This is a genomic window from Aporhodopirellula rubra (assembly GCF_014192335.1).
GTDB lineage: Bacteria > Planctomycetota > Planctomycetia > Pirellulales > Pirellulaceae > Rhodopirellula > Rhodopirellula rubra.
This window is the reverse complement of record NZ_JACHXU010000025.1, coordinates 108,692-130,543: the sequence shown is the minus strand read 5'-3', so window position 1 is coordinate 130,543 and position 21,852 is coordinate 108,692. Positions and strand designations below refer to the sequence as shown.

Annotated in this window: 18 protein-coding genes; 14 read left to right on the top strand and 4 right to left on the bottom strand. The window is 57.3% G+C overall.

From position 1 onward, the window contains the following. Positions 1 to 32 precede the first annotated feature (32 nt). The 11 genes from FHS27_RS25565 to FHS27_RS25515 all read left to right on the top strand — a co-directional run bounded on the left by FHS27_RS25565 (position 33) and on the right by FHS27_RS25515 (position 12,210). Entirely contained in the window at positions 33 to 1,109 is a 1,077-nt protein-coding gene (locus FHS27_RS25565; protein WP_184308395.1) for a retropepsin-like aspartic protease family protein, read from the top strand. Beyond that, positions 1,109 to 1,975 carry a bifunctional DNA-formamidopyrimidine glycosylase/DNA-(apurinic or apyrimidinic site) lyase gene (gene mutM, locus FHS27_RS25560; RefSeq protein WP_184308393.1) on the top strand — a complete coding sequence of 289 codons (867 nt, stop codon included), beginning with the start codon at positions 1,109 to 1,111 and terminating at the stop codon, positions 1,973 to 1,975. The genes FHS27_RS25565 and mutM overlap by 1 nt, the downstream gene beginning before the upstream one ends. A 304-nt stretch (positions 1,976 to 2,279) precedes the next feature. Beyond that, positions 2,280 to 2,618 carry a phosphoribosyl-ATP diphosphatase gene (hisE, locus tag FHS27_RS25555; protein ID WP_184308391.1) on the top strand — a complete coding sequence of 113 codons (339 nt, stop codon included), beginning with the start codon at positions 2,280 to 2,282 and terminating at the stop codon, positions 2,616 to 2,618. An 18-nt stretch (positions 2,619 to 2,636) separates the two neighbouring features. Continuing rightward, positions 2,637 to 3,497 (top strand): ATP phosphoribosyltransferase, encoded by an 861-nt coding sequence (gene hisG, locus FHS27_RS25550; RefSeq protein WP_009095528.1) that lies wholly within the window; start codon positions 2,637 to 2,639, stop codon positions 3,495 to 3,497. A 668-nt stretch (positions 3,498 to 4,165) separates the two neighbouring features. Next, complete coding sequence (locus FHS27_RS25545) at positions 4,166 to 5,326, top strand: transposase (protein WP_184308389.1); 1,161 nt, start codon at positions 4,166 to 4,168, stop codon at positions 5,324 to 5,326. Between the two features lie 676 nt (positions 5,327 to 6,002). Continuing rightward, positions 6,003 to 7,721, top strand: coding sequence for a chaperonin GroEL (gene groL / locus FHS27_RS25540; RefSeq protein ID WP_184308387.1), 1,719 nt, complete (start codon positions 6,003 to 6,005; stop codon positions 7,719 to 7,721). A 175-nt stretch (positions 7,722 to 7,896) separates the two neighbouring features. Further along, complete coding sequence (groES, locus tag FHS27_RS25535) at positions 7,897 to 8,202, top strand: co-chaperone GroES (RefSeq protein WP_009098896.1); 306 nt, start codon at positions 7,897 to 7,899, stop codon at positions 8,200 to 8,202. A gap of 51 nt (positions 8,203 to 8,253) precedes the next feature. Continuing rightward, positions 8,254 to 9,876, top strand: coding sequence for a chaperonin GroEL (gene groL / locus FHS27_RS25530; protein ID WP_184308385.1), 1,623 nt, complete (start codon positions 8,254 to 8,256; stop codon positions 9,874 to 9,876). A gap of 172 nt (positions 9,877 to 10,048) precedes the next feature. Beyond that, entirely contained in the window at positions 10,049 to 11,212 is a 1,164-nt protein-coding gene (gene dnaJ / locus FHS27_RS25525) for a molecular chaperone DnaJ (RefSeq protein ID WP_009098894.1), read from the top strand. Next, the gene (gene grpE / locus FHS27_RS25520) at positions 11,209 to 11,817 is read left to right on the top strand and encodes a nucleotide exchange factor GrpE (protein WP_184308383.1); all 609 of its coding nucleotides are present in this window, start codon (positions 11,209 to 11,211) and stop codon (positions 11,815 to 11,817) included. Before dnaJ ends, grpE begins: the two co-directional genes overlap by 4 nt. Positions 11,818 to 11,910: 93 nt before the next feature. Next, positions 11,911 to 12,210, top strand: coding sequence for an FmdB family zinc ribbon protein (locus FHS27_RS25515; RefSeq protein WP_009098892.1), 300 nt, complete (start codon positions 11,911 to 11,913; stop codon positions 12,208 to 12,210). Between the two features lie 101 nt (positions 12,211 to 12,311). Here the strand turns inward: FHS27_RS25515 and FHS27_RS25510 are convergent, their stop codons facing one another. Beyond that, the gene (locus FHS27_RS25510; RefSeq protein WP_184308380.1) at positions 12,312 to 13,118 is read right to left on the bottom strand and encodes a DUF4405 domain-containing protein; all 807 of its coding nucleotides are present in this window, start codon (positions 13,116 to 13,118) and stop codon (positions 12,312 to 12,314) included. 396 nt (positions 13,119 to 13,514) lie between these two features. Between FHS27_RS25510 and FHS27_RS25505 the strand changes: the two genes are divergently transcribed. Beyond that, positions 13,515 to 15,281, top strand: a complete 1,767-nt coding sequence (locus FHS27_RS25505) for a sulfatase-like hydrolase/transferase (protein WP_184308378.1) — start codon at positions 13,515 to 13,517, stop codon at positions 15,279 to 15,281. Between the two features lie 66 nt (positions 15,282 to 15,347). On the opposite strand, the gene FHS27_RS25500 is transcribed toward FHS27_RS25505, so the two are convergent. Then, positions 15,348 to 16,889 carry an arylsulfatase gene (locus FHS27_RS25500; RefSeq protein WP_184308377.1) on the bottom strand — a complete coding sequence of 514 codons (1,542 nt, stop codon included), beginning with the start codon at positions 16,887 to 16,889 and terminating at the stop codon, positions 15,348 to 15,350. 48 nt (positions 16,890 to 16,937) lie between these two features. Beyond that, on the bottom strand, positions 16,938 to 18,674 hold the full coding sequence (locus FHS27_RS25495) for a hypothetical protein (RefSeq protein ID WP_184308375.1): 1,737 nt from the start codon (positions 18,672 to 18,674) through the stop codon (positions 16,938 to 16,940). Between the two features lie 54 nt (positions 18,675 to 18,728). On the opposite strand from FHS27_RS25495, the gene FHS27_RS25490 reads away from it, so the two are divergent. Continuing rightward, positions 18,729 to 18,884, top strand: coding sequence for a hypothetical protein (locus tag FHS27_RS25490; protein WP_184308373.1), 156 nt, complete (start codon positions 18,729 to 18,731; stop codon positions 18,882 to 18,884). Between the two features lie 158 nt (positions 18,885 to 19,042). Here the strand turns inward: FHS27_RS25490 and odhB are convergent, their stop codons facing one another. Continuing rightward, positions 19,043 to 20,365: a 2-oxoglutarate dehydrogenase complex dihydrolipoyllysine-residue succinyltransferase gene (gene odhB / locus FHS27_RS25485; RefSeq protein ID WP_184308371.1), complete on the bottom strand. Its 1,323-nt coding sequence runs from the start codon at positions 20,363 to 20,365 to the stop codon at positions 19,043 to 19,045. Positions 20,366 to 20,620: 255 nt separating this feature from the next. Between odhB and FHS27_RS25480 the strand changes: the two genes are divergently transcribed. After that, on the top strand, positions 20,621 to 21,829 hold the full coding sequence (locus tag FHS27_RS25480) for a deoxyribonuclease I (RefSeq protein ID WP_184308369.1): 1,209 nt from the start codon (positions 20,621 to 20,623) through the stop codon (positions 21,827 to 21,829). Positions 21,830 to 21,852: the final 23 nt, after the last annotated feature.

The following is a 21,852-nucleotide window of genomic DNA, read 5'->3' as shown; positions in this document are numbered from 1 at the left end:
ACGCCCTCTTTTTCTGCCTCCTGGCCCCGTGGATGTCAGTCCAGACTGCCGCGATGTCGGTCGCCGACGACGGCGGCCTGTCCCCGGGCATCCAAACGGTGTACTCCGAGGCTGTGGTTGCGAAAGCAGACGCAGTCCTTAAAGACGCAGGCCTTCGCCGCAGCGGAAAAGCACTGCAGAGCACCGAGGCGGCGGAACTCTCCCGGGTTCTCAGCGGCATCACCCGCAGCCGCCGCGAACTGCGACTCGAACAAAAAAAACTCCTCGACACTCAAACCAAACTCGCGTCAATCGAAGCCGAGATCAGCAAACTCAACCGCCAGGACGGTGAACTCAACTTGCAATTAGCCCGAGTCGCCGGCCTCGACGTCAGCAGTAACAACCGACTCGTCGCATTGATCAACGCAACCCGAACTCAAATCAGCGAACTGAGAAAACAACGAACAGCGCAGCAATCTGTCGTCCGCGCCGTACGGTCTCAAGTCAACCAATCCGAAGAGAAATACGCCGAGTCGGTTTTTCAAGCCCGAAAACGAATCACCGACCTCACGCAGGCGATCACCGAGGACCTCCAAGACCCGAAGGTCCAGATCGCGATCGACGTGATGCACGCTAACTTCGACGTGCCGAAAGAAGTGGACGCTATGTCCATCCTGCGAGCGCTCGACAATCGGCTGAGAGATTTTGAAAAAGAAGTATTCCGAGAAACGATCCCGCTCGACGTCGGATCCAACGGCTCTCTTTTCACCATGGTCAGCGTCAACCAGCAGGCGATTCGCATGGTCATCGACAGTGGCGCCACGCTTATTACGTTACCCGCCGACGCCGCGGCAAAACTGCATGTCACAGTCCCCGACGATGCTCCGGTGGTTCCATTGGTACTCGCCAACGGTGGCAAAATCAACGGCCGGCGAGTGGTACTCGAAACCGTCCGGGTAGGCCAATTCGAAGCGAAGGACGTTGAGGCCGTCGTCCTCGAACCGATCGCCGCCAACGCCGAACCGCTGCTCGGCCTCAGCTTCCTCGACCGATACAAGTTTGAACTCGATTCCTCTGCCAAGACGCTGGGATTGCTCCGAATCGACGAGTCCGACGCAAAGTCGCCGTAATGCCGGAATTACCCGAAGTCGAAACGATGTGCCGCGGCATCAGTCCAATCGTTGGCCGCCGCGTTCAACTGATCGAACAACCTCCGATCGCGTGCCGCCCATGCCTGATCGAACCGAGTGCCAAAACTATGCACCGGAGACTATCGGGAAAAACGGTGTCCGCGATCGAGCGTCGGGGCAAACGGGTGATGATTCGATTCGAAAACGACCATCGCATCGTCATCGAACCTCGAATGAGCGGACTGGTCCTGCTCTCCGATCCGCCCGGCGTCGATCACCTACGACTTCGGATTGATTTCGACAGCGTTAAAACGCAGCCCGCGTTGCAACTGCTCGTCTGGGACCGACGCGGCCTGGGAACGATCCGATTGATGAGCCCCACCGAGTACGAAACGAACGTTGACGCGAGACTCGGCGAGGACGCCTTGCTGATCCGGCAGTCCACGCTGACAGAACGATTGAGCGCCAGCGCCAGGCCGATCAAAGTCGCCTTGCTCGACCAGAGCGTCGTGGCGGGGATCGGCAATTTATACGCCGCCGAAATCCTCTTCGTCGCCGGGATCGATCCGCGTCTGGCGTGCAGGAAACTGACGCGTCCGCAGTGGTCACGTCTCCACTCCGCGATCGGAGTAGTGCTCCGTGAGGCGATCGCGAATGAAGGCAGCACGCTGAGCGACGGAACGTATCGCAACGCACTGAACCAATCTGGCAACTACCAGAACATGCACCGCGTTTACGATCGGGCCGACGAAGCCTGCTCGCGATGCGAGAAAGGCACGATCCGGCGAATCGTCCAGGCTCAGCGATCGACGTTCTTCTGCAACCACTGCCAAAAACGCTCGGGCGTCCACGCGAGCGTCAAGTGACGCATCCTTCACTTGATTGACGCTCCTCCTGACGCGACCGGGCAATCGCACGAGATAATCGCACGAGATAATCGCACGAGACTGGGGGCAAATTCGCGTCAAAACCAAGCCCACGGTTTACGACGCCGCCCCCACACCCCGCCCGTCCGCTTAGCCCGATCGGCGAGAACCGCGCCGCGAAATGCCACGAGCCCCCGGCAACGTGCGGCAAAAAAGCTCGCCGGTTGGCGAACCGACACGCGCCGATTACGATCTGCGTTCTCAGGAACACGTCCCGTAACCCTTGCAGAAAGCACCCTCCGCTGTGCCTGAATCGCTCGCCCCGCTCGATCGCTTGATGTCCACCCTCGCGAAGCGTGCCGCTGAACGCCCGGCAGGTTCCTACACGACCAAACTTCTCGACGGTGGTCCTGAGGCCATCGGTGCGAAGATTCGTGAGGAAGCCGAGGAACTAATCGAAGCGGCGGGAGAATCCGGTGACGCCGATCGCGAGCACGCCGTCTACGAGGCCGGTGACCTGATCTACCACACACTCGTCCTGCTGGCTTGGCGAGGCATTTCCCTCGACGAAGTCGCCGCCGAACTCGCCCGCCGCGAAGGCACCTCGGGACTGGCCGAGAAAGCATCCCGAAAGACAAACTAGCCTACAAAGGACACGGCCTTGATTTCCGACTCACACCTTCGATTAGGCATCCCCAGCAAGGGACGCCTGAGCGATCTCGCTACCGATCTACTGACACAAGCCGGGCTGCGATTCCGCCGCCAAAACCGGGGGCTTTTCGCTCGCGTCAGCGGCCTGAACGTCGATCTCGTTTACCTCCGAACCGATGACATCCCGACACTCTGTGCCGAGGGTGCGATCGACATGGGGATCACCGGCAGCGACCTGGTCGAAGAGGCCGGAGCGAACGTTCAAGAGCGAATGAAATTCGGCGTCGGCCGCTGCCGATTGGCGTTCTGCATCCCCGACGATGCGCCGATCACCTCCGCGGCGGAACTCGACGGCAAACGGATCGCCACCAGCTTTCCGACCGTCACGCGAGAATACCTAGCCAAACACGGTGCCACGGCCCATCTGGTCTCACTCGCCGGCAGCGTCGAGGCGATGATCCAGCTCGGCGTCGCCGACGCGATTGTCGATTTGGTCGAGACGGGCAGCACCCTGGCGGCAAACCGCTTGCGAATTTTGGAAGAGATCGGCCACTACGAAACCGTGCTGATCCAAAACACCAAACCCCGACATTCGGAAATCGCAGACCGGTTGGTCCAGCGACTCGAGGGCGTCGTCATCGCCCGAGATTACTCACTGGTCGAATACAACATCCCGCGAGCCAAGATTTCCGAAGCAGAGAAAATCACGCCCGGATTCAACTCCCCAACCATCAATTCGCTCGAAAACGCGGAATGGTGCAGCGTCCAAGTCATGATCCGACGCGCAGACGTCGTCGACGCCATGGACCAACTCAAAGCAATCGGCGCCTCGGCCGTCTTCGAAATGACGCTCAACAACTGCCGGCTGTAGCAACAGTCGCATGCATTCGCACCACCGCGTCCCCGCTGGTGGTACACGAAAACCACGGTCGGGCGGGAGGAACGAACAGCACAGTTGCCAGCCGCTTTTCCGAGGTGACACATCACCCCCCCAAGACTTTTGGCCGATGCCTAACTGCATCTGCCGCCGAACGATGCTCCATCCAGCTTGTCGGGCCACCATGCCCCGGCCAAACAGGCCCCACTTGCATACTTTCTGGATATTCAGCCGCAGCCAGACCGAACGCTTGCAATTCGCGACCATGGGCGATGGACTGGTTGGAGCCTTAACTTCACAGGCCTTGAGCATGGCCTCCAAAGAGACTCAAGTGCCAAGGAACCTTTTCAACCCATTGGCTGGGAGACTGCCACAGCCCCGACTCCTTTCTCCCCCTTGCAAATGCATCCTTTTTTCCAAGCCAGCGAAAGCACAACACGATCCGCTAGTACGCAAAATCCCGAGACACGATACCTCGATCCATTAAGCGAGCGACTAACGGAGCGAGCTGTTCCTCGTAGCGCCGCCACGAATTGACTGAAGATTGATAAATTGGCTGGCGTACTTGCCGCCGAACGGTGCCACCCACCATATGGTTGACAGTGGTGGGTTTTTGGTTAGATTGGTTTTTGTAATCAGGACACCCTTTCGGGATTTGACCTATGCCCAGGCCGAAACGAGAAGAGCAGTTTGCAAATAGTGAAATCTGCATCGTGCATGCGGTTCAGAGGTGTGTGCGCCGCGCGTTTCTAGCTGGCGTCGATCGTGAGTCAGGCAAGGATTATTCGTTCCGCAAGGAGTGGATTCGCCGGCGAATGGAGGCTCTTGCGTCGGTTTTTGGTATCGATGTGCTTTCTTACGCTGTCATGAGCAATCACTTGCACGTGATTTTGCGCAATCGGCCTGACGTTGTGGCTAGCTGGAGTGATGGGGAGGTTGCGATTCGCTGGCTGCGAGTGTTTCCTGGCCGGAGGATGGAAGAGCATCTTGCCGAGCCGACCGAGCATGAGGTCAAAACGCTGGCAGGAAACGCCGAGCGAATCGCGGAGATTCGTCAGCGAATGTCAGATATTTCTTGGTTCATGCGGTCGTTGGCGGAACCGATTTCTCGGATGGCCAACAAACAAGATGAATGCACCGGTCGGTTTTGGGAGGGGCGCTTCAAGGCCCAACGAATTGTTGATGAGGCGGGATTGCTCGCGTGTAGCATGTACGTCGACTTGAACCCGGTGCGTGCGGCGATGGCGTCGGATCCCGAGAAGGCGCCGCACACCTCGGCGTTCGATCGTATCCAAGCCGGTCACGGGAAGCAGATTGACTCAGCTGCGTTCGATCTCAAGGCAGTTCCTACCGAAGAGGCGGCAAAGCAAATTCGTGAGACGCCTGTCGATGAGCTTCGCGCAAAGCAGAAGGCTAAGAAGCGGAATCCAACGGGGAAGCGAATTCGCCGTGATGCTTGGCTGGCGCCTTTGACGCTATCGCCGGAAAAGCTGTCCACTGACGCAGAATTGAATCGTGATGGCTTGCGAGCGAGCGACAAGGGGTTTCTGCATGTGTCGATCCGTGACTATCTTCGGTTGCTCCGTTGGACTGCAAAACAGGGCATTGCCGAAGCGTCGGAGAAGCTTCCAAAATCGCTCGCAACGACGCTGAGCCAGATCGGGATCGACGCGTCGATGTGGCGTGATTTGGTATGGGAGTGGCAGAGATATTTTGGGAAATCGATCTGCGTGGGTTCTCCGGCAGCGATGCGTCAGGATGCTGAGCGATGTGGCAAGCATCACTATTCAGGTCAGGCGGCGGCATCAGCCTGCTTTACTTGAGGCTGTCGGTGCAGGACGAACGGTGCCACCCAACATTTGGCCCTGCGTTTGGCGACGGCAGCTAGAACGCAGACAGAAATGCTTTAAAAGCGGCCTATCTCCTCGATAGGCCGTCTCTCTAATCGGCCGGGCCGCGATCTCAACCCTCCTTCGCTGCCGACCCCACTCAAGACCGTGCTCTAATCTCGTTAGGTCACTGTCGCCGACCGATGCGACACCGCATTCGGGACAGCCGATGGAACTCCGAGCGAGACCTAAACGGGCCCCCTTACCGCTCACCGGGAGCGTTCCCGAATCGGCTCACTGCCAGCGTGACACGTCGCGACGGGAGCCCCCCTCGAACGGGACCACACCCAAACACGCAAACCATTGCCAGCAAGTGACTTACAAAACAGAACTCACGTCCGGTACGCCGATTGCTCATGGGAGGTGACCGCGTGGTGATTCTGTCCGTCTGACCGACGGGACCGTTCTTGCTCCGCTTCACAATCCAATTACCCCCATTCCCTTTCCGGCCGTATGGCCCGGATCCGCACGGCCTCGCTCGCTCCAACGAAGTAGAAAACCTCGCTGTCAGATGCTCCTAGGGAATCCCTCGGATGCGGACGATCGCTCAGGAGCCAGGGTTGCTCGAACCGCGGATCTCGGTTGTCGCCAATCTCAGGAGATTCACACCGTGGCAAAGCAAATCGTTTTTGACGATGACGCGAGAGGCCCTTTGCTGGCTGGCGTCAGCAAACTGGCTCGCGCCGTCCGCAGCACCCTTGGCCCACGTGGCCGCAACGCCGTTTTGGATAAAGGCTGGGGTTCGCCCAAAGTCACGAAGGACGGCGTGACGGTTGCCGAAGACATCGAACTGGACGACCCGTTCGAAAACCTCGGTGCTCAACTCGTCAAAGAGGCTGCTAGCAAGACCAACGATGTCGCCGGTGACGGAACCACCACCGCGACCGTGCTCAGCGAAGCCATCTTCCGCGAAGGCCTGAAAATGGTCGCCACCGGAGCCGACCCAATGGCTCTCAGCCGGGGCATCCAAAAAGCCGTCGACGTCTGCACCGCGCAGATCGCCAAAATGGCAACCCCGATCAAAGAAAACAGCAAATCGGACATCAAACAAGTTGCGACCATCGCTGGTAACAACGACCCCGAAATCGGTGACGTTCTCGCCGACGCGTTCACCAAAGTCGGCAAGAACGGCGTCATCACTGTCGAAGAAGGCCGATCCAATGAAACCTACGTCGACGTCGTCGAAGGCATGCAGTTCGATCGCGGCTTCCTGTCGCCGCACTTCGTCACCAACCAAGACGAAGTGTCGGTCGAACTCGACGACTGCTACGTGTTGCTCTTCGAAGAAAAAATCAGCAACAACAAAAAAATGATTCCGCTGCTCGAAGCGATCAGCGAATCGAAGAAGCCTCTGTTGATCATCGCCGAAGACACCGAAGGCGAAGCCCTCGCGACTCTCGTCGTCAACAAGATGCGAGGCATCCTCAACGTTTGTGCCGTGAAGGCTCCTGGTTACGGCGATCGCCGCAAAGCCATCCTCGGCGACATCGCTGTCCTGACCGGCGGCAAGGCGATCTTCAAAGACCTCGGCATCGACCTCGAGAGCGTCAAGCTGTCGGACCTCGGTCGCGCCAAACAAATTCGCATCACCAGCGAAGCGACCACCATCGTCGGTGGCGCCGGCAAGAAGGCTGACATCGAAGGCCGCGTCGCTCAAATCCGCCGCGAAATCGAAAACACCGACAGCGACTACGATCGCGAGAAACTGCAAGAACGTCTTGCCAAGTTGGCCGGTGGCGTCGCTCAAATCAACGTCGGTGCTGCCACCGAAACTGAGATGAAAGAACGCAAAGCACTCATCGACGATGCTCGGGCAGCAACCCAAGCCGCTCTCGAAGAGGGAATCGTCCCCGGTGGCGGAACCGCATTGCTGCACTGCCGCAAAGCCGTCGAGAAGCTGGAAAAAGAAACCGAAGGCGATCAAAAGCTCGGCGTCCGTATCATCCGCAACGTGCTCGACCAACCGATGCGTGCGATCGCCAACAACGCCGGCCTCGACGGAGCCGTCGTCGTCAACCGAGTCTCGCAGCTTAAGAGCAAGACCGAAGGCTACGACGCGAACGCCGATAAGTACTGCGACCTGATCGCAGCCGGCATCGTCGACCCCGCCAAGGTCGTTCGCACCTCGCTGACCAACGCCGCATCGGTCGCGTCGCTGTTGTTGACCACCGAGTCACTCATCGTCGACATTCCTGTTGAGGAAGAAGAAGGCGGCGGAGATCACCATGACCATGGAATGGGCGGCGGCATGCCCGACATGGGTGGCATGGGCGGCATGCCTGGAATGGGCGGCATGGGAGGAATGGGCGGCATGGGCGGCATGATGTAAGTCGTTCGTTGCTTCACTCCACTCGAGCGTTGCACGCCCCCGGAATCCCAATTCCGAGACCAACTTAGCCACGCTCGTTCGCGAGCGTGGTTTCCCCCACAACCAATTCGCTCCACCGTTTGGTGACGGTGGGCACAAACACAATTAACTCAATTTCAATTTAGGAACTTCCCCCATGGCAGCGACCAAAACTATCAGCCTTCGCCCACTCGACGACCGTGTCATCGTTCAACCTAACGAAGCCGAAGAAACCACCGCAGGCGGAATCGTGCTCCCCGACTCGGCTCGTGAAAAGCCACAACGTGGAACCGTCGTCGCAGTCGGCCCCGGCAAATTGCTCGATAGCGGCAACCGCGGTGAACTCAGCGTTTCGGTTGGCGACGTCGTGATCTACGGCAAGTACGGCGGAAGCGAAATCGAAGTCGACGGCGAAGAGATGAAGATCCTTCGTGAGAGCGACATTTTGGCCAAGATTGGCTAACACGTTCGTTTCTCTCGCTTCATTTCATTCATTCACTTAGGAATCTCAGTCATGGCAAAACAGTTGCTATTTGAGGACCACGCTCGGACCCGCATGCTGGCCGGTGTGGACAAACTCGCCAACGCCGTTGCGGTCACGATGGGACCGACCGGTCGCAACGTGATCATCGATAAATCCTTCGGCGGACCGACCGTCACCAAAGACGGTGTCACCGTCGCCAAGGAAATCGAACTGGAAGACCGGTTCGAAAACATGGGTGCGAAACTCGTCATCGAAGTCGCTCAAAAGACGAGCGACCTCGCCGGTGACGGCACCACCACGGCGACCGTGATGGCCCGTGCGATCTTCAAGGAAGGTCTGCGGAACATCGTCGCTGGCAGCAACCCGACCGCAATCCGTCGCGGTATCGAAAAGGCTGTTGACGCCGCCTGTGCTCAACTCGTCGAAATGGGACGTCCGGTCAGCGGCAAAGAAGAAGTCGCTCAAGTCGGTGCGATCTCGGCCAACAACGACAACGAAATCGGTAACCTTCTCGCCGACGCCCTCGAGCGTGTTGGTAAAGACGGCGTGATCACCGTCGAAGAAGGCAAGAGCCGCAGCATGGAAGTCGAGTACGTCGACGGCATGCAGTTCGACAAAGGCTACATCTCGCCTTACTTCATCAACGATCCAGGCTCGATGGAAGCCAACCTCGAGAACGCGTTGGTGTTGTTGTACGAGAAGAAGATCAGCAACATCCGTGACCTCGTGCCGTTGCTCGAAAAAGCAGCGCAAACCGGTCAACCATTGTTGATCATCGCAGAAGACGTCGACGCCGAAGCACTCACTCTGCTCGTCGTCAACAAACTTCGCGGTACGCTCAACGTTTGTGCCGTCAAAGCTCCTGGCTTCGGCGATCGCCGCAAAGCCATGCTCGGCGACATCGCAACCTTGACCGGCGGTACGCTGATCAGCGATGACCTCGGCATCCAACTCGAGAACGTCACCCTCGAACAACTCGGCCGGGCCAAGAAGGTCACCGTCGACAAGGGTCACACGACCATCGTCGAAGGTGCCGGCAAACGGGAAGACATCGACAAACGCGTCGGTCAAATCCGTGCCCAAATCGAGCAAACCGACAGCGATTACGACAAGGAAAAGTACCAAGAACGCCTTGCCAAACTCGCCGGTGGTGTTGCCGTGATCAGCGTCGGTGCCGAAACCGAAGCCGAGATGAAGCAAACCAAGGCTCGGTTGGAAGACGCCCTTCACGCAACCCGTGCGGCCGTTGAAGAAGGCATCCTTCCTGGCGGTGGTGTGGCTCTGGTTTACTGCCGCGAAGCAGTCGAAGCGGCACTCAAGAAAGCCAAAGGCGACGAGAAGGTCGGCGTCAACATCGTGCTCGGTGCACTCGACGCTCCCATGCGTCAGATCGCTGACAACGGTGGCATCGACGGCAGCGTTGTCGTTGACGAAGTCTTGCAAAAGAACAACGCGAAAATCGGTTACAACGCCCACACCGGCGAATACACCGACATGATCAAAGCGGGCGTCATCGACCCCGTGAAGGTTGTCCGCACCGCATTGATCAACGCCAGCAGCATCGCCGGATTGTTGCTCACGACTGAAGCTCTCGTGACGAACTTCGAGCAAGAAGACAAGGACAAACGCCCCGTCGAAGGCGTGGTCAACTAGTCCGACATCGGACGGTCGCCTTACGCGTTTCGCTTCACCGATCTCCGGAGAAGGTGAGGCGGGAACAGGTGAGACGGATTAATCCGACGTCCGACATTTTTCCCAACGACGGGCCGTTCGCTATCGGCGAACGGCCCGTTTCGATTACGACTCTTCTAACTAATTCGGTTTCATGGCAACCAAGACTTGTTACTACGAAATCCTCAACGTCGAGCGATCTTCGACCAAGCAACAGATCGACCGTGCCTACCGCAAACTGGCAATTAAGTATCACCCGGATACTAATAAGGACGAAAGCGCTGTCGCGTTGTTCAAGGAAGCGACCGAGGCCTACGAGGTACTCAGCGACCAGAACAAACGGGCTCGCTACGACCAATACGGCCATGCCGGCGTGGAAGGTGCAACCCATCAATACAACGACGTCGAAGATATCTTCGAAGCGTTCGGCGATCTGTTCGGTGGAGGCGGTTTTGGTGACTTCTTCGGTGGCGGATCGCGGCGAGGCGGTGGCGGTCGACGACGCGTTCGGCGTGGAGCCGATATCCGCTGCGACGTTACGCTCACGCTCGAGGAAGCCGCACGCGGTTGCCACAAGGACATCGCGTTCCGGCGACGGGTCGCCTGCGAAACCTGCTCCGGCAGCGGCGCAGCCCCCGGCAGCGAACCGGTCACCTGCACCATGTGCGGCGGCCAAGGCCAGGTCATCCAGTCCGCGGGCATCCTCCGCGTTCAAACAACCTGCCCGACGTGCCAAGGCGCCGGCAAACAAATCAGCCAACCCTGCGGCGAGTGCCGTGGCACCGGTTTGCAAAACGAACGAGCCGAACTGAATGTAGAAATCCCCGCCGGCGTCGATGACGGCATGCGGGTCCGACTGCAGGGCGAAGGCGAACCGAGCCCCGACGGCGGACCGGCCGGTGATTGCTACTGCTTTATCGCAGTCAAACCTCACAACCTGTTCAAACGCGACGGCAAACATCTGATTTTGCAGTTGCCGATTTCCTACGCACAAGCCGCTCTTGGCGCGGAAATTGAAGTACCAACCCTCAACGGCCCGCACCAACTCACCGTCCCCGCCGGAACGCAGAGCGGCGACGTGTTCACCGTACGTGGCCAGGGAATCGTGGATCACCGCAGCGGCCGTAACGGCGATCTGCTCGTCCAGGTATTCATCGAAGTCCCAAAGAAACTCAACGCAGAACAAGAAAAACTCCTGCGGCAACTCGCCGACCTCGACCACGAGGCCGTGTTACCCGAACGAACCTCCTTTCTCGACAAGCTCAGGCATTTCTTCGACCCCGAACCAGAAAGCACGTCTGAAACGAAATCATCATGAACGAAACCTCATCCCAACCTGAAAACGACGACCTCCGCGACGCCCAAACTGAAACCCGCGAGGCGGCTCAGGAGGCGACCGATCAAGCCTACGAATCGTTCGAAGCTGCCCAAGACGACGCCGCACCCGAAACTCGGGACGAAGAAATGATCCGTCTGCGAAGCGAAGTCGAAGCCGCCGATAAACGAGTCCTGCAAGCACAAGCCGAAGCGGAAAACTTCCGCAAACGGATGCGCCGCGACTACGAAGACCAACTGAAGTTCGCCGCGATGCCGTTGGTGAACGATATCCTCCAAGTCCGCGACAACCTCACACGCGCCATCGAAGCCGCCAGCGCGAGCGGCGGTGCTGAGGCCGCCGAGGGACTGCGTGAAGGCGTCGCCATGGTCGCCAAGCAACTCGACGACACACTCGGCAAATACGGCGTCGAACCGATCCCAGCCGATGGCGAAGAATTCGATCCGAACTTCCACGAAGCGATCTCACAAATGCCTCATCCGGAAATTGAATCCGGAAAGGTCGCTCACGTCGCCGTCAGCGGGTTCAAGATGCACGGACGAGTGATCCGACCGGCGCAAGTCGTCGTCAGCACGGGCGCCCCGTAACCAAGTTCTCGAAACCAGTCGATCGGCATCCGATCGACCTCCCCGCTTAACAATCTCCCCTGTCCCTTTCACATCCATTGGGCAATCACTTCCATGCCAACCTACGATTACCTTTGTGAAGCCTGTGGTCACGAGCTTGAAATTTTTCAAGGCATCAACGACGAACCGGAAAGCAAATGCCCGGAATGCAAGAAGAAAAAACTGAAACGTCAATTCGGCACCGGCGCCGCAATCGTCTTTAAGGGAAGCGGTTTCTATCAAACCGATTACCGTAGCGAGAGCTACAAGAAAGGCGCCAAAGCGGACGCGAAGAAGTCGGATTCCGGATCCGGTTCTGACAAATCAAAGAGCAAGGACTCCACCGCCAGCAAACCGGCCAAGAAAGCCGACTGACGCTCGAGCCAACTCACGCGGTTTCCGCTCGCGGGCAACCCGTGAATCAACACCACACGCCAAACGTCACGTTGAGAATCAAATCTCAATGGTGACGTTTTTTATTGGCCGCTGATGGAATCTTCCAACAGGCCGCGACGTCTTCCCATCCCCTGACCGTTACCCTGTCTCTCACCGCGTCCGTTGCCTGCACCGTTTCCCATCCCCATCCCCTGACCGGATCCCATCCCGCGTCCGGCACCGGTTCCATCGCCTCGGCCCCTCCGCCCTCGCGTGCTCATGCCATCAGAACCGGTCGGCCGAACGATCGCGAAAAGATCCGCAGGCGTTATCGAGTTCGCTTCAGCGATTTCGCGAAACGTTGCATCCATGCGATCAACCGCCACGCCTTCTTTCGATAGCGAGGCGATGAGATCTTCGCTCGTCATACCGACGCTGTCAGCGAACCGCGAGAGCGTGAACTCTTCCGCGTGAGGTGCGGGCCCCGCCGATGATTGGTTGTCCCAGTAGTCTTTGATCTTCTCATTCAAATCCGCGGTCGCCGTCAGACCAGGCGAGTGCATAATCGTTCCCACGGTCACGACGGACGTGATTAATACCGCAATCAACATTTCGATCTTCAGGTTAAAACCTCCCGCATGCCTCAATCCCGCCGATCGTTTGCGGATGTAACTCCACAGCACTTTCCAATTGAAGAACAAGTGCATCGCCACGACAAAGAGGAACATCAAACAAACGTTGATGTGAAGCAGTGACCAAGTTTGCTTATCTAAACCTAACATCGTCCATCCCGTCCAATTCGCCATCCGTCCACGAGGCGTGAAGTACAACATCACACCCGAGAACGCGACCACCGAAAACAACATTGCTAGCAGGAGCGAAGTAAAGCCTTTTGTCTTGAATTTCATTTTTCATCTCCTTGATTGAGAATGGCCTCGCCCCTGCTTTCCGACACCGGATTTGTTTGATGCAAGTAGCGAACTCCCCTACCAACACTGCCAATCCACACACGTTTCGATGGTTCGTGATGCGGCAATTCGTCATGGTGCATTCAGGCACAGGTGTGACCCTATCGCAGCAAAACTGTGCGATCTCGTGACACCGACACGCACACTCAAACCTGCAACCAATCTATACACCGGTTTTTCGATCCACCGACTGCCAGCGGTGCATCCACCTGCTTTGAACGCCATCAACCAATGAACTAGACTGCTCGAACACCCCATTGTCATCGACATACGAACTCGACGCGAGAAGTTCTCCCGCGTCTTTCCACTGCGCATCAATCAAGGCGTCACTCGAACATGAACACGGCACGAATCCTGTCTACGGTTATTGCGTTTGCTCTGCTGGGATCTCTCAATTGTGGCGCGACGACGCGTCGCAACGTGGTATTCATTCTCATCGATGACCTCAGCCACTACGGGGTAACGGCTTACGGAGCGAACCAAATCTCGTCGGAGTCGGGCGGATTCGAAAATGCGATTATCAACACGCCTTACATTGACCAACTCGCTCGCGAAGGCATGCGATGCAACAATGCCTTCGCCTACCCGCTTTGCGAGCCAACTCGCACAACCTTGATGAGCGGTAAATACAACAACCGCAATCACCTCGTCAGTAAAGGGCAGCACGCATCCGACATCACGTTCGGCGACCTGTTTCAACGCACGGGCTACACGACGGGAATGACGGGCAAGTGGAAACAAACTCGCGGGACCGTAGAGATCCCCGCAAAAAAATACATCTCGGAATTCGGATGGGACGAATACTGCTGTTTTGACGTTGTCGGTGAGGGACGCCGATACATCAATCCCAACATGGTGATCAATGGCGAGGTGATCAACTATGGCGAAACCAGCAGCATCGATCCCGAGACCGGTCGTCGGTGGTACGGCCCTGACATCTGCAACCGGTTTGCGTTGAACTTCATTCAACGACACCGCGACGAACCGTTCTTTCTGTACTATCCGATGATACTAGTACACGATGAGCACATACCCACGCCCGATACGGTCCCTGCATCGGCATTCGACGAATTTGATGCGATGACCCGAGACAAGAAGGGCCGCCGCCGAGACGAGAAGAAATACTTCCCGGACATGATCGCGTACACCGACAAACTCATCGGCAACGTTATCGACCAAATCAACGAACTCGGTCTGCGAAAGAACACGCTGATCGTCGTGATGGGCGACAACGGAACCAAAGAACCCTTCACCCATATTCTTCCCGACGGCAGTGAGTACCCCGGAGGCAAAGGCAGCACGACGGACAACGGCACTCATGTCCCACTCGTACTTTCGCTACCAGGCGTCATCCCCACCAGCGACACCGATTCGGATCGCACCTACGACGGCATCGTGGATCTCGCCGACATCCATCCGACGCTATGTGAGGCCGCGGGCATCGAACTCCCCAACGCAGCGAACATTGACGGAATCAGTTTCTGGCCTCAGATGCTCGGCCGTCCCGGCGAACACCGCGACGCCTCATACGTCTGGTACAACCACAACCGTCCGATGACGGATCCGTCCGAAGTGCTCGAGTATGCGTTCGACAAAAACTTCAAACGATACGCACCGGACAGGTATTATCCCAAGGGCCGTTTCTTCGATCTTCGAGTGGATCCACTCGAAATGTCGGGACGCACCAAAGTCCAAGGTCCTGGATGGAACAAGTTCTATCACAGTGGACTCGATCTCGATCATCTCACTCCCGAACAACAAGCTGGTTTCGAACGCCTCGGTGACGTGCTCCACGCGAACCGGTACATCGCCGTCGAACGCATCCGTATCGTCAACAATCCGGTCATTTTGCCCCGAGGTGAATCAACGCGGTTGCAAGCCGAGGTCGTTCCCTCCAATGCCACCCGCAACGGCATCATTTGGGAATCGAGCGATCCGTCGATCGCTTCAGTGGACAAGTTCGGGGAACTCAAAACGCACCGTCCCGGTGAAGTCACCCTGTCCGTCTATTCGTGGGACGATGCCTTTCCCGTCGCCAACCAATCCCCGACGACCTTTTCACGGACAGGAATTTCAGATTCCATCACCGTCACCATCCGATAGGTGAACCTATCGTCACCCCTCGTTACGAGAGACGGCACCTCGTTTGGTTCATGCTGCCTTGTCGAATCAAGGATTCACGTCAGGGCGTGCCGAGTTGATCTGCGACTGCAATAGATTCTTGAGGTAAGTGACCTTTTCGGGGTACTGAGCGGAGAGATCGTGACGTTCTTCGTTGTCATCGAGGATATTGTAAAGTTGGAACAAACCGCGTTTTTTGTCCGCCTCGACGAGCTTCATTCCCTCGCCCGTGATCAACGCGCAACTGCCCATGTGCGTAAAGCGATTGTTGACGATGACGTAATCGTGTGCTTCGGTTTGTGGTTTGCCTAGCAGTGTTGGCAGATACGAAATGCCGTCTTTTCCCGATGGCGGTTCGACACCGACAAGGTCCGCCAACGTCGATAAAAAGTCATAATGCGCGATCAGCAAATCGGTCTGACTCCCCGCTGCGACTTTCCCAGGCCAACGAACGATCATGGGGCACTGCATGCCACCTTGGTACCCACTGCGTTTGAGTCCCGCACGACCGCCCGCACCGTTGAACACGTCACCGTGTTCCGATGTTCGCCATTTCTTGTCCGTCAAATTGGCTTCTTCACCGTTGGGCAAACGACGATTCTTGTATTCCGGTTTGGGTCCGTAATAAAGTTCGTGCCCGTTGTCGGATGTGAAAAGCACCATGGTGTTGTCATCGATGCCTAATTGTTTCAGCTCCGCCATGATCATGCCAACGTGGTCGTCGAGCATCTTGACCATCGAAGCATATTTCTTTTCGGCCAGCGACATCGTCGGATAATCGGCAAAGTCGGGATGGAGTTCAGGGATCGCCACGGGCCCATGGGGGAGTTGCGTGGGGTGATACAGGAAGAACGGTACATCGCGGTGATCGCGGAGGTATTTCAAAATGCCCTCGATGAACACATTCTGCGAATACGTTTCTCCACCATAACCAACCGGTTCGTCACCTTGCTCACTCGTCTTGCCACAATCGGCGAGCGTGTTGCCGGGCAACTCAAACTGCTCACCGTTTCGCCACAAATAAGGTGGATAGAATCCGTGACACCGTTGGTGGTCGAAATAGCCTTCATAGAAATCCCACCCGAAACGCTTCACCCGTTCGTGCCAGGTGAGGAAGCCACGATCGAGCTTTCCGAACTGAGCGGTTTGGTAGCCGGCCTGTTGTGCGATTTGAGCAAGGAAGACCTCATTCGGCGCGATCGGATTCGCACTCTTTTTGAGTTGTTCCAATCGTCGTTGGTATTCCTCTTCGGTGATCTTGCCGGCATCACGCAGGATCGGCAGTCCGGCACGAGTCTGTGCCCAACCACCGACGCGTCCATCATGCATCCCGGTGAGCAGCGTCCAACGGGATGGTGCACAGTAGACGCCGCCGTAGTAGTTATTGAACTTCATCCCCTCGCGAGCGAGCCGGTCAATATTCGGCGTGGTGACAACCTGCTGCCCGTAGCACCCGAGCATGCCGGGACCGAGATCATCGGCAAAAATGAGGATGACGTTGGGTGATTTCGCAGGCGCGGACCTCACGAACGCGACACTCAGCGTCAATAGAAACAGTACGGCGAGGAAGCGATTGGTGATTCGGTTCATGATCTGACTTCGGTTGCTTGATTGGATTTACTGAATGCGTGCGGCGCATCACTGTGGGAGCGCAAACGAACTTAACTCAACTTCATTGCGTTCGATCCGCACCGTAACTTCGTCTCCCCTCCTGGGTCGCTCGCGTGCCACCTGCAGTCGCACGATGGCTTCCCCAAACGGATCCAACGCGGGGACCGTCTCTGACGCGATGACGTTGCCACGCACCAGGAGAGTCACCTTAGCTACTGGGGACGCAACTTGCCCGAAGTTCTCAATTTTGACACTCGCGGTATTGTCATGGAAGACCGGGGCACGTGCCGAAAGAATCGGTTCGATGTAATGCACACCTGGCAGACGCGACCAACCGAACATCAACTCTCCCGCGGTGGTTTTGCCGAGCAGTTTTCCCGCGAAGTTCTCGGAAGTGAAACCGCTGTCACCGGCAAACGTGACGATGAGGTCGTCCCCGCCTTCTTCGAATTTCACTGCCCGACAACCGCGACCAAAGTTCACCTCGTCCGAGGCACCGAAACGCAGTGATTGCACGTCGACATCGGAATGTGGATCGAAGCCGGACTCCGCATGAATTCTCATCCGAATCGAATCCGTGTTCCCAATGACCGATTTCTCGCCGAGCACCGTGAGCCTCCGCGGCACAGTGAGCGGCAACACGATCAGTTTCGAACTGTGCGAGTCGTTCGGAAGATCACCACGTTTGTCGAAGTCGATGACGGCAAAGTTCGCCGCGATCGCACGCCCGTGATCATCTTGAAGAATTCGAATCCGTTCGTACTTGTACCAGTCTTCTTTCACGCCGGACGCGTGTACGGCGATACCCGGCTGATACGCCTCGCCGGGTTCGACCGTCCAATTCACACCGTCCTTGGATCGCTGATACCACGCAATCCGTCCTTGCCAATCATTAACGATCAGGTGGTACTGCACTTCGTCTCGCCAAACGACCGGGTCTTCATAGCGACCTTCCGCGGGCGGATAGACGATTCCTTCGGTCACGCGAAAGAACGGCGAAATTCCATCCTTGCTAAACCACGCCTGTCCTTTGCGGTTGAGCATGAAGAACGAACCGTCTTCGCGTTTTGCGAACGTGTTGTTGTGCAGGTAGTTCACCGATTTGGTGTTCGGTCGATCACGACTATCGTACGTCAACTTCGACGCGGTCCACGGACCGTCAATGGAATCGGCAATGTAACAACCCGTCGTGTGATAGAGCACAAACGGGCCATTGTCCGTCTGATAGCACGTCGGGTTGTGACCGGCACCAATTTCTCGCACAACTCGGAACGGACCATACGGGCGATCGCAGACCGCGTGAACGATCACCGAGTCGGGATAGGCGAAATGGCCTCGAGGGTCATTCTCGGGCCATCGGCAAACGAACAAGTGATACTTGCCATCGACGTGCAACGTGTTACCGCCCCAATACGACCACTTCGGGTCTTCGATGCCATTGTTGACATCGCGTGGAACCACACCTTCGACACCCCACGTATCCGACGTCATCCCGCCCAGGTCGGGCATCGGTTCAAAGAGATCCATGAATCGACCTCCGCAAACCAGTCCCGCCCACTCGGCAGGTCGAGTTCGCTCAACAGACGAAGCTCGCTTCTTTGCAGATTTTCGCAAATCAGGGACAGGAACCTTTTCCTTCTGATCAGTGACAAACGCTGCCGCACTGTCTCGGGCGGCAGCAGGCGGCCCCGACTGTGCACCGACGACATTGGGGTGCAGTACCGACATGACGACGAGCGTGATGAGAATACGTATTCTTTGCATGATCGAATTTCTCGTGGGGCATCATCTTAAACTTGCCGTCGCGGGGGTTCAGATATGAACCGACCGAAAACCGACGCTGGCAACGCTCCATTAAAAAGAGCGTCCTACCAAGAGATTCCATTGCAGCGGCAATTTCGGCAACTTTTTGCCGAAAAAAACCGAGACGGCGGAGGCACCATGCGAGGCCTCGACGCCGATCCACCCAATTGATTCAGGCAGGAGCAAAGATTGATCAGAGAAGCCCGATTCGCCAGGAGTCAGTCCCGCAAAGCCTGGCGAGATCGACTGTCTCCTTTTTGGGCAGCTACGCTCGCCAAAGCACCGTCCACCGTCGGGTGACGGTGGTTACGGGCAAGAACTGAACAGCATTAGACTTCCAGGAAAAGACGCGCCGGGTCTTCGATTGTTTCTTTGATCGTGACCAAGAAACCAACGGCTTCGCGTCCGTCGACGATCCGGTGATCGTACGTCAATGCGATGTACATCATTGGGCGAATCACCACCTGACCATCTTCGGCGATCGGCCGTTCTTGGATCGAGTGCAAACCGAGGATACCGCTTTGCGGTGGGTTGACGATCGGAGTACTCAACAGCGAACCGTAGATGCCGCCGTTGCTGATCGTGAACGTTCCGCCCATCAGATCACTCGGCTGCAACCGGTTCTCTCCGGCCAGTCGAGCGTATTCGGCAATCGAACCTTCAATTTGAGAAAACGACATGCGTTCGACATTGCGAAGCACAGGCACGACGAGACCTTTGCCGCCACCGATCGCGATCCCGATGTCTTGATAGTTCCGGTAAACCATCGAGTCACCACGGATCTCCGCGTTGACCGCTGGATATCGCCGAAGAGCTTCGACGGCCGCTTTGGCGAAGAACGACATGAACCCGAGCTTAACGCCGTGCTTCTTCGCGAACGCGTCTTTGTACTTCGACCGAATCTTCATGACCGGCGACATGTCGATTTCATTGAACGTCGTCAGCAGGGCTGCCGTCTGTTGAGCTTGGACGAGCCGGGACGCGATCGTCCGCCGCAGCATGCTCATTGGCTTGACCTCTTCGCTGCGATACGCGCCTTCGGTCATCAGCGTGTGGGCGGGAGCGGCGTCCATGGCCGGCGGTGCCGTCATCGCTTGCGGAGGAGCGGGTGCAGGTGCTGCAGGCGCCGGTGCGGGTGCGGGTGCGGCAGGGCGAGTGGCACCACTGCGGATATAGGCGAGCACATCTTCCTTGAGCAACCTACCGCCCGGTCCGGTTGCGGGCACATCGGAGGCGGACAACGAGTGTTCGTCGAGTAGTCGCTGGGCCGCCGGCATGACGAACGCGGCCGCTCCGCCAACACTTTTTTCGCTCGCCCGTGATGCAGGAGCGGGGGCCGGTGCCGTGGGGGCACTCGAGTTCGATGCCGCAGGGGCATCGGACGATCCTCCACCGCCCTCGGGTTTTTCACCGACGCGAATGCTAGCAATCGTCTCGCCGACTTCCGCGAATTCATCCGTTTGTTTGAGAATGCCCTGCAGATAGCCGCTCGAGGGGGCTGGGATCTGAACAGACGCCTTCTCGGTCTCGATCTCAACCAGATCCTCACCATTTTCCACCCAATCGCCGTCTTTTTTCAGCCAGGAGCCGATTTGGACTTCGCTGATGGATTCGCCGACGGTCGGGACATCAACTGGAATGATTTCGCTCACGGAAACGTTTTCTACTTAAAAAGAGGGTTTTGCGAGGTGCGGAAACGAGCCACCAAGATAACGATCAAGGGTCAACATGTCAGCGGACCCGATCGGGAACAAGCGTTTTCGGGAAATTGTTTGAAACTGACGAGGATTTGAGCCGATGAAGTCGAATAGCCGGGGAAACGTTCACATTAAACCGATTGGGCTATTCCCAACTTTTCATACCGGCATTTTTTGCTTGCCCCAGCACTCGGAAGTTCAAACAATCTCATGTCCCAAGAATCCAGTGGAGGACACCCGCTTCAAGCCGGGCTGATCGTGCTGTGTCTGGTTGGGGGCGGTTGGTATTTCTTTCGTCACTATGACGTCGACGGTCTCGACGGGGTTTCGATATCTGCCAAACAGGAAAGTCGCCTCGGCGACATGGGAGATCCGTTCACATTCGCCTCGTCGACAACGATCCAACGGCCTGGAACCGGCGAAGTTGGAAGCGGTAATTTCACCAGCGAACGGTTTGCAAACAACGAATCGCTGACTGCGGTACGACCGTCGGATCCCGATTTCGAAGCGGACCCGATCATTTCCAGCCCCAGCGATCTGCATCGACGTGCAGGCATCACGGAATTCGGTCGTCGGACGCGGTACGCGCCTTCGCACCTCAAGGTGGCATCGTGGGCGCTCGACGGTTTCGGACCGACGAAACTCGCCAGCGATCTCGCACGCAAGAATCTGGTTCGCGTGGTGCGTCAATTCGATGTGATCGCCGTGCAACAAATCTCGTCGTTGCAAATGGATCTCGTGCCGCGAATTATCGACGCGATCAACGAAAGCTCGCTCGGCGGCGGGGCACCGCTGTTTGACTATGTTCTCGGTCCGCCGACCGGTCCCGAAGACCGAGGCGAGCAGATGGCGATCCTGTTTAACCCGGCCCGCGTTCGCGTCGACCGCACGCAGACCTACACGGTCGCCGATCCAGACAATCAGTTGACCTACGATCCACTCGTCGCATGGTTTCGCGCCGCCGAACCATCGGTCAGCGAAGCGTGGACGTTCAGCCTCGTCAACGTCCGGATCGATTTGTCACGTGCCCCTCGCGAAGTCGCACTGCTCGGACAGTTGATGAAGTCCGTTCGCGAAGACGGACGCGGCGAAGACGACGTGGTGCTGGCGGGACTTTTCCAGGCTGATGATTCTTACCTGCTGCCCGTGATCGCGGGACCAAACGTCCGGGCCTCCGTCACGAGCACGCCGACGGACATCTTCGGCCGACACCAAACCAGCAACGTGCTGTTCGATCGTGAACTCACCGCCGAAGCGATCGGCCGTGGCGGTGTCTACGATTTCCTTCGCGTGTACAACCTCAGCGTCGCTCAGGCTCAAGCCGTCTCGAGCTACCTACCCGTGTACGCCGAATTCACACCTCTGGAAGGTTCACCGCTGGTGCATCAAGCGGTCGCGCCGTCGACGATGCCCCGCTAAATGAAGCTCGTCGAGTTGGTTGC